The sequence below is a fragment of the Chryseobacterium sp. S90 genome (genome assembly GCF_047444895.1).
In the GTDB taxonomy this organism is placed as follows: Bacteria; Bacteroidota; Bacteroidia; order Flavobacteriales; family Weeksellaceae; genus Chryseobacterium.
In genome coordinates this window covers 1-15,735 of record NZ_JBLGCX010000002.1, presented here as the reverse complement: position 1 = coordinate 15,735, position 15,735 = coordinate 1, and the positions used below count along the sequence as shown (strand labels likewise).

The window sequence follows — 15,735 nt, the reverse complement described above, 5'->3', positions numbered from 1 at the left end:
TACAAGAAATATGATTTTGCGAAAGTGAATAACTTTATTTCACAACACGCAGACAAACAAAAAGTTAAGTATTTCCGGAACGTTATCCACAAGGATCTAAATTATTTAATTATAAAGATATTTAATATGGGAATTTTTGATAAAAGAGTAAGCTATAAGCCATTTGAATACCCGGAGGTTCTTCAATTTGTAGAGGCAATCAACAAATCGTTCTGGGTGCATTCGGAAGTGGACTTTACTGCAGATGTTCAGGATTTTCATTCGCAGTTGGAACCACATGAAAAGCACGCTGTGAAAAATGCGCTGTTAGCCATTGCACAGATCGAGGTGTCTGTAAAGACATTCTGGGGAAATTTATACAACCACCTTCCAAAGCCGGAATTCAATGGATTAGGATCTACTTTTGCAGAATGCGAGTTTCGTCATTCTGAAGCATATTCCCGTTTATTAGAGGTATTAGGATATAATGATGAATTCCTTAACGTTATTGAAATTCCTGCCGTAAAAGGAAGAATCGAGTTTTTAGGAAATGCTTTAAAGCACGCTAATTCTGCGACTCCGAAAGAATATGTTTCCGCTTTACTATTATTCAGTATTTTAGTGGAAAACGTTTCTCTTTTCTCACAGTTTGCTATTATCCTTTCTTTCACAAGATTCAAAGGATTCATGAAAAATGTTTCCAATATCATCGCATGGACTTCAGTAGATGAGCAAATTCACGCTAATGCAGGAATCTACCTGATCAATAAAATCCGTGAGGAGCAACCTGATTTATTAACAGACAGCGATATCGAAGACATCTACACTTTAGTAGACGAGTCTATTGCAAGAGAAGGTGATATCCTTAGCTGGATTTTTGAATTGGGAGAAATAGACAATGTTTCTAAAGAAGATCTTTTAAACTTCATGAAATACCGTGTGGATGACAGCTTGAAGAAAATCAATATGAAAACAAGATACAACATCACTCCGGAACAGTACAAACCAATGGTATGGTTCGAAGAGGAAGTTTTTGCCAATTCATTAGATGATTTCTTTGCAAAAAGACCTGTGGACTATACAAAACACGATAAGAGTATTACTGCAAACGATTTGTTTTAATATTGAGGCGCGAGCGAAGCGAGCGTCAAAGCAGTCAGTATCAGGATTTATTCCTTTCTGATCAGTTAACGGAAATCAGTTCATTAATAAAGCACAAATACAGAAGAGATGATCAATGTAATAGTAAGCTATACGGTAAACCCGGAATTTGTTCCAAACAACAAAACTAATATCCAAAAGTTTCTGGAAGATTTCAAGAATTTAGATTCTTCCACATTTGAATACAAAGTTTTTGTAAAGGAAGATGGTGTTACTTTTGTACATTATTCAAACTACATTAATGAAGAAGTTCAGCATGAAGTTTTGAATGTTCTGTCTTTTAAAGAATTTCAAAGATTAAGAGACGAAAGCGGGCTGAACGGTTCCCACAAAGTAGAAATTTTACAATCAATACTATAAAAAACAAAATTCCGGAGTGATTCTCTCATTCCGGAATTCGAAAATATAACATCTATGGAAGAGCAAAATTCAAATATATGGTGGCTCAATGAAGAGTCTGAGCAGATGCTGAACAGAGGATATCTGTTGAAAGGTGAAACGGTAGACGGAGCTATCGACAGAATTACCACTGCCGCTGCAAAAAGGTTATACAAACCTGAACTTCAACCGGCATTTAAAGAAATGATCACGAAAGGATGGATCAGTTTCTCTTCTCCTGTATGGGCAAATATGGGAACAGAAAGAGGTCTTCCTATCTCATGTTTCAACGCTCACATTCCGGACAGCATTGAAGGGATTACTCACAAAATGGGTGAAGTAATCATGCAGACTAAAATCGGAGGAGGTACTTCAGGATATTTTGGAGAATTAAGAAACAGAGGAACAGCTGTAACTGACAACGGAAAGTCTTCAGGAGCAGTTTCATTCATGAAACTTTTTGATACGGCTATGGATGTGGTTTCTCAAGGAGGGGTAAGAAGAGGTGCTTTTGCTGCTTACTTAGATATTGACCACGGAGATATTGAAGAATTTTTATCCATTAAAGATATCGGTAGCCCGATTCAGAACCTGTTTACCGGAGTATGTGTACCAGATTACTGGATGCAGGATATGATAGACGGTGATATGGAGAAACGTAAAGTTTGGGCAAGAGTATTGGAAAGCCGTCAGCAAAAAGGTCTTCCGTATATTTTCTTCACAGACAACGTAAACAGAAATAAACCTCAGGTTTATAAAGATTTGGGAATGACGGTGAACGCAAGTAACCTTTGTTCTGAAATCATGCTTCCATCTACTATGGAAGAGTCTTTCATCTGCTGTCTGTCTTCCATGAACCTTGAACTGTACGATGAGTGGAAAGATACAGATGCTGTAAAATTAGCAGTATACTTCCTGGATGCAGTTCTATCTGAATTTATTGATAAAACTGAAGGTAACTATTACTTACAGGGTGCAAGAAACTTTGCGATGCGTCACAGAGCTCTTGGATTAGGAGTTTTAGGATACCATTCTTATTTACAGAAAAATATGATTCCGTTTGAAAGCTTTGAGGCGACTCAGTTCAACGCAAGAGCATTCAGACATATCAAAGATCAGGCCGAGCAGGCGTCAAGAGAGCTTGCCAACATCTATGGAGAGCCTGAAGTATTGAAAGGATACGGATTAAGAAATACCACCACAATGGCTATTGCTCCTACCACTTCAAGTTCTGCAATCTTAGGGCAGACTTCCCCGGGAATTGAGCCTTTCTCTTCTAACTATTATAAAGCAGGTCTTGCGAAAGGAAACTTTATGCGTAAGAACAAATACCTTGCAAAACTATTGAAAGAAAAAGGATTGGATAACGAGGAAACATGGAGAACAATCATGCTTAACCATGGATCTGTACAGCATTTGAATGAGCTTACTCCTGAAGAAAAGGCAGTATTCAAAACATTCAAAGAAATCTCTCCGATGGAGATCATCTCTCAGGCGGCACAGAGACAGCAATACATTGACCAGGCACAGTCACTGAATCTTCAGATTCCTTCTACAATGCCTGTAAAAGATGTTAACTATCTTTATATTGAAGCTTGGAAAAAAGGAGTGAAAACACTTTACTACCAAAGAAGTTCATCTGTTTCAAAAGAAATGATGGTTAACTTCGTGTCATGTTCAAGCTGTGAGGCATAGAATCAAGTAATAAACACACTATAAATAAAAAAGCACACTTTTTAGTGTGCTTTTTTATTTATCAGAGCTTTTGCAGATCATTTATGCAAAAAAATTAAGAGATATTCCTTTCTTCACAACTAAAAATTGACACCAAAACCCCAAATATTTAAAATAAATTTAAATCATAATAAATTTTTATTATTCATTTTTATTTAAAATCAAGAAATCAGCACATAAGCAACTAAAAGGAATCTTTTTTAAAAAAAGATATTATATTTACGGTATCCGATTGTACACAAAGGGATTTGTAACATTATCTGATAACTAAAACTCAAATATGAAAAAACTTTTATTTACCTTATGGGTAAGCGGATTTTCTATCGCTTACTCCCAGAATCTGAATTTTTCTGATGCAAAATTTAAAGCTTTACTTCTAAGCTCAAACACAACAAACCAGATTGCACAAGACTTTAACGGAAATTCTATTGCCATAGACAATAACGGAGATGGAGAGATTCAGCCTTCAGAAGCGCAACAGGTTAAAGTTCTGACGATCAGGTTAGATTCCGGCCAAATGTTTATTGATCCTAATGGTGATACATTTGACCCGAATAACATCAACAGTACATACTACAACAGCCATCTGCCAGATGGGATTTCAGATGCGTTACTGTTCTCCAATCTCGAGGAACTTTATTTTTGGAATACCAAGACTGCCAACATCAGCTTTACAAATAATACTAAAATCAAAAAAGTTCAGGGAAGACCTTTTTATTATGACTTATCACAGGGAGGTCAATATATGGCATCTCCTATTAATCTTTCTTTTGACAACTGTTCAGGAATTCAGAATATCGCCGATATCATCGCCTATCAAATCTCTGGTAATCAATGGACCCCTGATGAAAACAGCTTAAGAATAAAAAACTGTCAACAAATCAACAGTAATGCAGTGATTAGTTCTGCCGAGCTCAAGGAACTATACATTGAGAATTCCAACATTCAGACTCTTACATTTGATTCCTGTAAATTTCTGGAAAAAATTGCCGTTCCTAATCTGAATACTCTAACCAAAATTTCAGTAACAGGAGGTTTCAGTTCTTCGGGTAATCCAGAACAGAATATTGAACTGATCGCTAATAATTGCACAAACCTGCAGGAGATCATTGCAGATACAGATCATTATGAATCAACAGGATCCTATTTCTCCAATGTAAACCTTAATGGCTGCTCTTCTTTAAAGAAAATAATGGGACTGAATGCACCCTCAATTGATTTTAGTACAGCAGGACTGATTAACCTTGAAGAATTAGATTGCTCTTTCTATAACAGATACATATACTCTACCACTTCCGGAGTTTATTTCGGGGATGTTAATACCTTAAACCTTGCAGGACTTCCAAAACTGAAAATCCTGAAGGCTTTTAATCAAAAGATCACCAATACTATAAACTTCAGCATCGCTCAAAAACTGGAAAGCATTGATCTCACTAACTCTTGCGGATATATGAATACGGTAAACACAAGTAACCTTTCTTATCTGCATACCCTAAAAACGGATCGTTTTATAAGCAACGGTACACAAGGCGAAAACAATCTTCAGAACATTTTCACCAACAACTGTATTGCACTCACGAATTTCTCATTCGACAATAATAACGATTTAAGAAAACTTGATTTAGAAAACTGTCCGGGACTGCAGAATCTGTCAATCGGGTATATGTTCTCTAATTTAGAAGACATCAACCTCAGCCAATGTACCGGGTTTAAAGATATTGCGGTAAGCAACACAAAAATATCCACTCTGAATACCCAGGACTGCGCTTCTCTGCAATCTTTGAGCCTTTCCTATAATGATCTTCTTACTTCAGTGAATACTTCAAATAATACAAATTTAGAATCATTAACATTAGCAAATCTACCTTTGCTTACCCCAATCAATACTGCTGCTAATATTAATCTGAAGAATGTACATTTTAATACCTGTCCTCAGATTACCCAGCTTAATCTTTCCACATCATCACATCTGGAATCCGCTACTTTATGGAATATGTCTAATCTTACTTCTGCTAATCTGAGAAACGGTTCTACAGAAGATTTGATTGATCTCACCAATAACAACTCTAATTTATCCGTTTGTGTGGATGATTCTCAACTGAATGAACTCCAGACCATATACCCTGATATTACATTTACCACAAACTGCAGCAATTCTTTCTTAAAGAGTGACAACTCAAACTTCAAAACAAAACAGATCAAAGTCTTCCCTAATCCGGTAAAAGATATCCTGCAGGTCAGCTCAGATACTCCTATAAAAAATATAAAACTTATTGATTCTCAGGAGAGAATTATTTTTGACAGAAACTTTAATCAGACTATTGTAAACATTGATCTTTCCAGCTATCCTACTGCTGTTTATGTAATAAAAATTACTACTGATAAAACTCAGGTTACAAAAAAAATCATTAAAAAATAAGTATCTTCAATACAATTATTTCCATTAAAAATCATAGAAAATTCTATGATTTTTTTGGTTTATATTTGTGTTTATTGTTTAATACCAAAACTACAGATATGAAATTCGGACAAGTAGAAGACCCATCAAAAATAGATTTCACATTACCAAAAGATCATCCTAAAACTAAGGAAATGCTGGCTCTTAATAAAAAAGGACTGGAAAATATTTCTATCGGATGTGCAAAATGGAATAAAACGGATCTTAAGGGATTTTATCCTAAAGGAACTAAAGATGAACTGACCTATTATGCGACTCAGTTTAATTCTATTGAACTGAATGCTACTTTCTACGGAATGCCAACTCCTGATCAGGTAAAAACATGGAAAGAAAAAACTCCTGAGAATTTTAAATTCTTCCCTAAGATCACCAATACAGTTTCTCATTTCAGAAGACTGATTGATGTGACTGATCCGGTGACTCATTTTGCTTCGGCAGTGATCAATTTTGATGAAAAACTGGGAATGGCTTTTCTTCAGCTTCATGATAATTTTAAACCTAAAGATTATGACAGACTGGAAAAATTTGTAAAAGAATGGCCAAAAGAAGTTCCTTTAGCCATAGAACTCAGAAATACAGAATGGTTTACTGATGAGGAAATCCTTAATACAACCTGTGAGCTCTTTGAAGCTCATAACATCACCAATATCATCGTAGATACTGCCGGAAGAAGAGATATGCTTCATATGCGCCTTACTACGCCTAATGCCTTTATCCGTTACGTAGGAGCCAATGCAGAAAGTGATTATGAAAGATTGGATGACTGGTTGAAACATCTTACTAAATGGAAGAAAGAAGGTCTTCAGAATCTCTACTTTTTCGTACATCAGAATATTGAAAAGGCTTCTCCTCTATTATCTGCATATTTTATCAAGAAGCTGAATGAAGAATGGAAAACTGATATTCATATTCCACAAATGGCCACGGAAAGTACAGGTACATTATTTTAGATAATATAAATCGAGTACGGGATAAAGATAGATACAAACTTCTTTTTCATAACGAATAAATTCGTAAATTAGGGTGTAATGTATTTCACGGTGCATTATACTTTAAAAACATAAATCATGGAAAAAGAAATTTGCAAAATCAGTATTGCCAATAACTGGCTTGGTGATGAATATATTTTTTATGAAAACAACACCATAAAAAGAGTATATGATCATCACAGTTTGAATTCCAATAAAACGGAATGGGTTACCCAAAAAGAAATCAGTAAACAAAGCAAAGACAAACTTGTCAGATCCTGTCCGGAGGAATTTAAGGAACAAATTATGCAGATCCTGGATTATCCTTAGCAAAAATAACAATGGGAAATGAGTCTATTTATAGTACTTATTTCCCATTTATTCTATTCCTATTTATTTTTCTTCAGAAGCAACACCAGATTGAGAAACAAAAGAAGAAAATCCAGTGTAATCCAGATTCCCAGTTTTGTGTTTTCATAATTGTAAGCATCTACCTGCTTTTTTGCCGATTCAGAAAGTTTCATACTTTGATTGATGTAATTCTGTACCTCTACAATCTGATCTATATTTTTATTCGGTACGGAATGTTGGGAAAAGTACACCAGATTTTTCTTCCCAAGATAGCCTACAATCCAGTATTCATCAGACTTATCCATTTTCAGGTATTCTATTCTGTAGTATTCCGGACGTATTTTCCCGATATGTTTGGGCTCAAGAGTTGTATTTTGGTCTGCTTTATTTACATTAATCAGATAAAAATCCAATGCCTGAGGAAGCTTATTGACAACCTGTAGTCCTACAGAATTATCCACAAATGCCACAGCACTTTTCTTAATAAACCAGTACGTAAAAACAGAAATTGAAAAAACTACTGTTACAATACGAAACAGCTTCGCCCACTTGGCCATACTACCCGATTTCACCTTAAATAAAACCAGAGAAAGAACAGATGCCAGAAATATTATAAAAATAATGAGTGTCATATTCTACAAAGATACTTTTTCTCTCTATTTTATTTATATTTGCGCCCATATTTTAATTTTAACTAACCATGAAAAAAACATTCTCTGTACTCTTTTCCTTCTGTATTACATTAATCTTCGCTCAGATAAAATTTGAAAAAGGTTATATCGTTAACACTAATAATGTAAAGAAAGAAGTACTTATCAAAAATCAGGGATGGGCGAACAATCCTAACAGCTTCATCTACAAGGCAGATGAAAAATCTGAAGAAAGTACAGGCACCTTCTCTACAGTCAAAGAATTCGGGATTTATAACGATGTAAAATATGTTGCCTATAATGGTGATATTGATTATTCGTCTGATAATACCGGAGATCTTTCTTCCAACAAAGAACCTGAGTTTAAAAAAGTTTCCGTATTCCTTAAGGAAATTGTTACAGGTAATAAAAAACTTTACTCTTATCAGGGGCAAAATGTGATAAGATATTTTTATTCTGATTCTGATTCAAATTTTTCTATTCAGCCATTGATTTATAAAAAATACTTTTTCAATGGAAACAATCTGCAGGTTGCAACAAATGAAGAATATATTGATCAATTGAAAACTATATTTTCAGATGATAATACAGCTCAGACAATTGCTCCAAAAACAAAATATACGAGTAATGATCTAAAGAAAATTTTCTCAACATATAACAGCAAAATTTCTGGAACTACTAATGAAGAAACTCCTTCTGAGACTAAAAGAAATTCTAAGTTTAACTTGGCTCTCAGACCTGGGCTCAATTTTTACTCACCATTGGAAATAACAAAAACCTTTAGTAATGAAGGGGCTCCTTCAAAAACTGGATTCAGGATAGGAGTTGAAGCAGAAATTGTATTACCATTCAATAAAAACAAATGGTCAGTTGTAATTGAACCTACATTCTCACTTTACAATAACAAAACGGCTGTAAGAACAACTAACGGTAATTTGTATAACATAAATGTAGATAATTATTCATTTATAAGTATTCCTCTAAGTGTAAGACACTACATGTTTATCAATGATAAATCAAAGATCTTTATTAATGCAGGTATTAATGTTCTAACTCTGAAAACAAGTTCAGCTAAGGATTTCCCATTAGATTATGATGGATATGTATTTGACAGATTTAAATTATCTTCATCTCAGGCTTTCAAAAGCGCTGTATTTGGAATAGGGTATAATTATAATAACAAATACATTATAGAAGCCAGATATAATACAGGCATAAATCTACTTGAAGAAAAAGGTCCTGAGGCAAATCTAAAATATGTCTCCATAATTTTAGGATATAATATTTTCTAATCTACATTCCATTCTTTATAAAATTGGTCGAGGAAATTCAGCATATAATCATGTCTTTCTTCGGCCATTTTTTTTCCTTTTTCGGTGTTCATCATGTCTTTCAGAAGCAATAGTTTTTCATAGAAATGATTGATGGTTGTGCCATCAGACTTTTTATATTCTTCTTTTGACATTCCCAATTTAGGCTTCATATCCGGATGGTACATCAGGTTATTCTTAAAGCCTCCGAAATTAAATGTTCTGGCAATTCCGATAGCTCCAATTGCATCAATACGGTCGGCATCCTGCACAATTTTAAGTTCAATAGGTGGATTTGTCGGTGCCTGATCTCTGTTTTTAAATGAAATATTTTCAATCACAAATAAAACCTTAAGAATTGTTTCTTCGGGAACATTCTGCTCTTCAAGAAATGCTCTGGATATTTTGGGAGCAATAGTCTCATCACCATTATGAAATTTAGGATCTGCGATATCATGAAGAAGAGCAGATAATTCTACCACCTCTTTATCACAATCTTCTGTTTCCGCTATTTTTGCAGCCAGTTTCCAGACTCTTTCGATGTGGAACCAGTCATGTCCCGCTTCTGCTCCTTCTAATTTTTCTTTTACAAATGCTATTGTATTGTCAATCGTACTTTTCATTTATCTATCAGTTCATTTAAAATAATATCCCAGAGTTTACTGTTGTAACTTCTAAAAAAATTGACATGTCCGATTTTCTTTTTATCAGATTCTGAAACAGCGACCAATCTGTAAATTGGTTTAAGATTAGGATAGGTATTATTTAATAAGCTTAAAACTCCTTTTTTTGTCAGCCAGACATCATCTTCTGCACGGATTACAAATACTTTTTGTGTCAAATTTTTAGAAAAGTCATCAATTTTCTCCAACAGTCGGTTAGTTGATTTCTTGTTTAAAATTAAGGTTCTCCAGTCATATGCGCAATTTTTTGGAAGACTTTCTCCCAGTCCAAACCAATGTGCCGGAAAATACCCTAATAATGAAGTGGTTAATGGCTGAACGATTCCAAAGCCAAAGTATGCCTCAATTTTTGTTCTCCATTTCAGATTACCCACAAAAGCATTTTGTGTTCCCACAAAAACAAATTCTTCAAAAATTTCAGAGTCTTCATTCATTCCCAGAATTAAAGCACCTACAGAATGGCCTAAGCAAAACTTTTTATAGTCTTTAAAATCTGTTTTGATATATTGGGTTAATGCTTTATAATCCTTTGAACCCCACAATCTCATAGAACCATGAAACCCTCTCATATCTTTCGGCTTGGAAAGTCCTATTCCCCTGTAATCATAGGTAATAACTGTAAATCCCTGTTCAGAAAAATAACTGGCAAAAGAAAAATACACCTGCTGTTTTACACCTGTTGCCGAATTAATCAGCAATAGTTTCCCATTACTTTTTTCCGGTTTAAAGAGATGGACAGCCAGAGAAATATGGTCTTCTGTGGTCAATATTAGTTTTTCCATAGTATAAAAAGAAAAAATCCACTATAAAAGTGGACATTTTTACTTATATTTTTATGTTAAGTTTCAGACTTTTGATATGTCGTAAATAGCTTTAAGAAAAGAAATCTGACATTCTTGGCAGCCCTGTCTGAGAACCTTTACCTCCGGAAACTCTTGAGGAAACTTCATTTCCAAATTTCACACATTCTTCAATAGAGTTTCCATGGCAAAGCGCAATAGCAAATCCTGACGTAAATGCATCACCCATTCCCATTTTATAAACTTTCTCATCTTTATCGTTTCTGTAATATTTCATTTCTGTGCCATCGAAATAAATGGTTGAGTTGGTATCATCTCTTACAAAAACTTTATTGAAATATTTCTTAAGGACCTCTTCCCTTTTTTCTTCTCCGAAAATGGTATATAACTCGTTGCTCTTAGCTACAATAAAATCAACCTTTTCTAAAATTTCTTCACTGACTCTCATTGCAGGAGAAGCATATAGGCCAACTTTTTTACCATATTTCTTGGCTTTTTTAACGGTATGCTCTACCACCTCCATAGAAACTTCAAGCTGTACCAATACAAGGTCTGCAGTATTAAAATACTTATCTGCTTCGTCTATATGTGATTTGCTGAGATATTTATTGGCTGCCGGTACAACAACAATAGCTGCATTGCCATGAGAAGTAGTTACATAAGCTGTTCCTGTAGCATCTTTATCTGTTTCATGTACAAAACCTACATTTACATTTTCACTTACCAGATTTCTCATAATCTGCTGTCCAAGGGGATCCATCCCCACACATCCTATAAAGTACACACTGGCACCCAGCCTGGCAGTACCTACCGACTGATTAGCTCCTTTACCCCCAAAATAGCTATCTGACTTAACGGCCAAAACCGTTTCGTTGGGTGAAGGAAGTTTTTCGGTTTCAAGAACCAAATCTATGGATGAGCTGCCCACAACAATAATTCGGGGTTGTTCTGATGAGAAATTCATTGTGTTTTGTATTAGCTTTAAAATTTATAACTGACAAAATCGTGTTCCAAAAATAACTAATTTTAAATTAACTTATTTCTATAAATTCAGTAATTATTTTCACAGGCAGTTGATCTTGATCATAGGCTATATAACTGGCATAAAATCCTTCTCCATATCCGGTTTCAAAAGCAAATATAGTTCCGGGATGTTCTTTTGCAGGTTTCAGGAAGGCATATTGGTCAATAGCTCCGTTTTCATCAAAGAAATACTCATGGAAAAATTCTTCGTAGATTCCCATAAAATCTCCGCCTTTATTCTGGAATAATCTCTGTTCAAGTTCATTGAGACTGTTTTGGGTATCAACATCCATAAAACATCCCATCCCGCTTTCTACAGGATAGCCAAAGATTTCTTCTTTTGCCAGATCTTTTATATTCTGTCCTGCTGTGGTTGCCAGTTTCCATTCTTTAATTTCAGAATTATTGAATATGATTTCAGCATAAGCCACACAGTTACTGTTTCTTTCTTTATGCACGATCACAGAAAAATCCCCCTTCGGAAATTCTGTAGTGAAAGGAAGCATATCATTAGTGATCAATGGATCGCAGGCAACCAACTTTCCACTGGAAAGGTAAATCTTTCCTGCTTCAAAACTTTCTAACAGCGGATTTTCTACAAAATCCTTCGAGAATAGTTTTTTTATGTTTTCTATATGTGTCATTTTATTTATTCTTTAAATCATCAGGCTGGATACAATTTTCATCTGTATCCAGCCTGAGATTTCTGACAAAAATTATTGTCTATATTTTACAAACTTTTCAGTTTCTCTTCAAGGATTGCAATTTTATCCTGAGCATCTTTTTGCTTCTTACGCTCACCCTCTACAACTTCAGGTTTAGCATTGGCAACAAATTTCTCATTAGAAAGCTTCTTTTCTACTGAAATTAAGAACCCTTTTAAATATTTCAATTCTTCTTCAGTTTTTGCTTTTTCTTCTCCTAAATCTAAGTTTTCACTTAAAGGAATAGAAACCTCAGTCGCTCCTATCAGGAAAGTAAAGCTAGGCTTATCTGTTTTCTGTCCAAAATGGATTTCAGAAATATTAGCCAGTTTTCTTACTACAGCTTCATTGACAAATTCAGATGCATTGGTATAAACCTCAACAGCTTCTCTTGGCGAAATTCCTTTTGTCTGACGGTAATTTCTAACTCCTGAAATCAATTCAGCTGTGATTTCAAAGTTTTTAATAACTTCTTCACTAAAGCTATCTGCATCCTTCTGCTGAGCAATAACAAGCGCTTCATCAATACTTCTTTCAGAAATCAACTGCCAGATTTCTTCAGACTGGAATGGCATGAATGGATGAAGCAACTTCATCAATTCTTCAAAGAAATAGATTGTTTTATTATATACTTCTTTAGAAATTCCCTCTCCATAGTTAGGCTTGATTGCTTCAAGATACCAACCACAAAAATCATCCCAAATTAATTTATAGATCAAATGCAGCGCATCAGAAATTCTGAATTTCTCAAACTGATCATTAATTTCAACGATTGTTTTGTTCAGTTTATTTTCAAACCATTCAATAGCCTGGTTATCTGTAGCAATTGCCGGTTTATCCTCATGATTCCACATATTGACCAAACGGAATGCATTCCAGATTTTTGTCATAAAGTTTCTTCCTTGAAGCATTAAGTCTTCATCAAAAAGAAGGTCATTTCCTGCTGCAGAACTCAATAGAATTCCTACACGTACACCATCAGCACCATATTTTTCCATTAATTCAATAGGGTCTGGAGAGTTCCCTAAAGATTTGGACATTTTTCTTCTTTGCTTATCTCTTACAATTCCTGTAAAGTAAACATTTTTGAATGGAACCTCTTTTTTGTATTCTAATCCGGACATAATCATTCTTGCCACCCAGAAGAAAATAATATCAGGGGCAGTTACCAGATCAGAAGTAGGATAATAATACTTGATGTCTTTATTTTCAGGATCTAAAAGCCCTTCAAATACAGACATTGGCCATAGCCATGCAGAGAACCATGTATCTAATGTGTCTTGATCCTGTCTTAGACTTTCCAGAGTTAGTTCTGAATTTCCTGATTTTTGTTTTGCTAATTCTAAAGCTTCTTCAGCTGTTTCAGCTACAACAAAATCTTCATCTCCTGTTCCGTAGTAAAAAGCAGGAATCTGCTGTCCCCACCATAACTGACGGGAAATATTCCAGTCACGGATGTTTTCCATCCAGTGTTTGTAGGTATTTTTAAATTTCTCAGGATAGAATTTTACGTCATCATCCATTACCACATCTAAAGCAGGCTTAGCCAGTTCAGACATTTTAAGAAACCACTGTACAGAAATTTTCGGTTCAATTACAGCACCTGTTCTTTCTGAAGTTCCTACTTTATTTACATAGTCTTCAGCTTTCAGTAAAAGATCTTTTTCTTCAAGTTCTTTTGCAATCTGCTTTCTTACATCAAATCTGTTCTTTCCGGCATAATGCAATCCGTGCTCATTAAGGTTTCCGTCATCATCCAGCGCATCAATCATTTTCAGCTGATGTTTCTGTCCGATTTCGTAGTCATTCACATCATGTGCCGGTGTAATTTTCAAAGCTCCGGTTCCGAATTCAATATCAACATATTCGTCTTCAATGATAGGAACTACTCTGTTTACAATCGGTACAATTACGTTTTTACCTTTTAAGTGGGCGTATCTTTCGTCATTAGGATTGATACATACCGCAGTATCCCCAAAAATAGTTTCAGGACGTGTAGTAGCCACTGAAAGGAACTCTTCTGAACCTTCAATTTTATATTTAAGGAAATAAAGTTTTCCGTTCTGTTCTTTGAATATTACTTCTTCATCAGAAATATTGGTCTTTGCTTCAGGATCCCAGTTGACCATTCTGTATCCTCTGTAGATCTTTCCTTTATTATACAGATCTACAAAGCTTATAATAACCTGCTTTGAAAGATTATCTTCCATGGTAAAACGGGTTCTGTCCCAATCACAAGAACATCCCAGTTTTTTCAGCTGCTCAAGGATGGTTCCTCCATATTTGTGAGTCCAGTCCCAGGCATGTTTTAGAAATTCTTCACGGGTAATATCTGACTTATTGATTCCTTCAGACTTCAATTTAGCAACAACTTTAGCTTCGGTAGCAATTGAAGCGTGATCTGTTCCCGGAATCCAACAAGCATTAAATCCGCGCATTCTTGCACGACGGACCAGAACATCTTGAATGGTATTGTTCAACATATGCCCCATGTGTAATATCCCCGTTACATTTGGCGGAGGAATCACCACGGTATATGGTGGTTTGTCATTAGGTTCTGAGTGGAAATATTTATTTTCCAACCAGTAATTGTACCATTTCTGTTCTGTTTCCTGTGGATTGTACTTTTCTGAAATCTGCATAAATTCTATTTCTTTGGCTTGCAATTTGCAAAAATAGTCTAAAGAAAAAAATTTTTAAGCATGAATTAAAATAATTTTTAACTTTGTTTCACAAAATTTATCTAACAAACGTATTAACATTCAAGAATATGAAAAAACTAATTGCAGGAATTGCATTATTCGGGACATTTGCAATTGCATCTGCACAAACGATTACATTTGATAAAACAACTTTCGATTACGGTACTATTAAGCCTAACGCTGATGGTACGAGATTCTTTACTGTAACGAATTCAGGTGATAAGCCTTTGATTCTTTCAAACGTAAAGCCTTCTTGTGGATGTACAACTCCTGAGTTCAGCCAAGATCCTATCATGCCGGGTAAATCCGCTAAGATCAAAGTTGGATACAACACTGCTATTCCTGGAGGTTTCAACAAAATGATTGAGGTTTTCTCTAACGACCCTGTAAACAGTAGAAGTGTAATCTACATTAAAGGTAATGTAGACGCTAATGCTCCTGCTCCTGTTGCTGAAGCAAAAGTATTGACTCCTGCAGAGCAGAAAGAAGCTGCTAAAGCTGAGAAAAAAGCTGCTAAACTAGCTAAAAAGGCTGCTGCGAAGTAATCTCTACTCAAAAAAATAAAGAAACCGTCTCCATAGAGGCGGTTTTTTTATTACATTTATGTTTGTTTAGGTGGCAGATAGCGGATAACAGGTGGTAGGGAATGGCGTTGATATTTATCTAATATATCATTTAGGTTTTGGCTGAAGCCTTTTGGATTTATTATATTTTAAAGGTGGGCTAAAGCCCACCCCTATTGAATTTTAATAACAACATCTTTTAATCTTTTAATCTTTTAATCTTTTAATCTTTTAATCTTTTAATCTTTTAATCTTTTAATCTTTTAATCTT

14 protein-coding genes are annotated in these 15,735 nt (G+C 34.9%); 8 read left to right on the top strand and 6 right to left on the bottom strand.

All coding sequences use genetic code 11. The features are described 5' to 3' along the window. Positions 1-126 precede the first annotated feature (126 nt). From ACLMCG_RS07825 to ACLMCG_RS07800, 6 genes are all read left to right on the top strand, one after another. Entirely contained in the window at positions 127-1,101 is a 975-nt protein-coding gene (locus ACLMCG_RS07825) for a ribonucleotide-diphosphate reductase subunit beta (protein ID WP_047378790.1), read from the top strand. A 108-nt stretch (positions 1,102-1,209) separates the two neighbouring features. Continuing rightward, complete coding sequence (locus ACLMCG_RS07820; RefSeq protein ID WP_413961116.1) at positions 1,210-1,500, top strand: hypothetical protein; 291 nt, start codon at positions 1,210-1,212, stop codon at positions 1,498-1,500. Positions 1,501-1,554: 54 nt separating this feature from the next. Continuing rightward, positions 1,555-3,213: a ribonucleoside-diphosphate reductase subunit alpha gene (locus ACLMCG_RS07815; RefSeq protein WP_047386822.1), complete on the top strand. Its 1,659-nt coding sequence runs from the start codon at positions 1,555-1,557 to the stop codon at positions 3,211-3,213. Between the two features lie 319 nt (positions 3,214-3,532). After that, the gene (locus ACLMCG_RS07810) at positions 3,533-5,671 is read left to right on the top strand and encodes a T9SS type A sorting domain-containing protein (RefSeq protein WP_413961117.1); all 2,139 of its coding nucleotides are present in this window, start codon (positions 3,533-3,535) and stop codon (positions 5,669-5,671) included. A 98-nt stretch (positions 5,672-5,769) separates the two neighbouring features. After that, a complete protein-coding gene (locus tag ACLMCG_RS07805) occupies positions 5,770-6,660 on the top strand; it encodes a DUF72 domain-containing protein (protein WP_184556840.1) in 891 nt (296 codons plus the stop codon). A 117-nt stretch (positions 6,661-6,777) separates the two neighbouring features. Then, positions 6,778-7,008, top strand: coding sequence for a hypothetical protein (locus ACLMCG_RS07800; protein ID WP_223600037.1), 231 nt, complete (start codon positions 6,778-6,780; stop codon positions 7,006-7,008). Positions 7,009-7,067: 59 nt separating this feature from the next. Here the strand turns inward: ACLMCG_RS07800 and ACLMCG_RS07795 are convergent, their stop codons facing one another. Then, positions 7,068-7,661, bottom strand: a complete 594-nt coding sequence (locus ACLMCG_RS07795; RefSeq protein WP_413961118.1) for a hypothetical protein — start codon at positions 7,659-7,661, stop codon at positions 7,068-7,070. Positions 7,662-7,729: 68 nt separating this feature from the next. On the opposite strand from ACLMCG_RS07795, the gene ACLMCG_RS07790 reads away from it, so the two are divergent. Further along, on the top strand, positions 7,730-8,971 hold the full coding sequence (locus ACLMCG_RS07790) for an outer membrane beta-barrel protein (protein ID WP_413961119.1): 1,242 nt from the start codon (positions 7,730-7,732) through the stop codon (positions 8,969-8,971). On the opposite strand, the gene ACLMCG_RS07785 is transcribed toward ACLMCG_RS07790, so the two are convergent. The 5 genes from ACLMCG_RS07785 to ACLMCG_RS07765 form a co-directional block, all read right to left on the bottom strand. Then, the gene (locus tag ACLMCG_RS07785; protein ID WP_413961120.1) at positions 8,968-9,612 is read right to left on the bottom strand and encodes an HD domain-containing protein; all 645 of its coding nucleotides are present in this window, start codon (positions 9,610-9,612) and stop codon (positions 8,968-8,970) included. The genes ACLMCG_RS07790 and ACLMCG_RS07785 overlap by 4 nt on opposite strands. Continuing rightward, a complete protein-coding gene (locus ACLMCG_RS07780; RefSeq protein ID WP_413961121.1) occupies positions 9,609-10,454 on the bottom strand; it encodes a serine aminopeptidase domain-containing protein in 846 nt (281 codons plus the stop codon). The genes ACLMCG_RS07785 and ACLMCG_RS07780 overlap by 4 nt, the downstream gene beginning before the upstream one ends. A 91-nt stretch (positions 10,455-10,545) precedes the next feature. Next, on the bottom strand, positions 10,546-11,436 hold the full coding sequence (locus tag ACLMCG_RS07775) for a ribokinase (protein WP_223600032.1): 891 nt from the start codon (positions 11,434-11,436) through the stop codon (positions 10,546-10,548). 67 nt (positions 11,437-11,503) lie between these two features. After that, complete coding sequence (locus ACLMCG_RS07770) at positions 11,504-12,139, bottom strand: DUF4241 domain-containing protein (protein WP_413961122.1); 636 nt, start codon at positions 12,137-12,139, stop codon at positions 11,504-11,506. 86 nt (positions 12,140-12,225) lie between these two features. Beyond that, positions 12,226-14,841, bottom strand: coding sequence for a valine--tRNA ligase (locus ACLMCG_RS07765; RefSeq protein WP_413961123.1), 2,616 nt, complete (start codon positions 14,839-14,841; stop codon positions 12,226-12,228). 128 nt (positions 14,842-14,969) lie between these two features. Between ACLMCG_RS07765 and ACLMCG_RS07760 the strand changes: the two genes are divergently transcribed. Continuing rightward, the gene (locus ACLMCG_RS07760; RefSeq protein WP_047386795.1) at positions 14,970-15,446 is read left to right on the top strand and encodes a DUF1573 domain-containing protein; all 477 of its coding nucleotides are present in this window, start codon (positions 14,970-14,972) and stop codon (positions 15,444-15,446) included. The last annotated feature ends 289 nt before the right edge of the window (positions 15,447-15,735 follow it).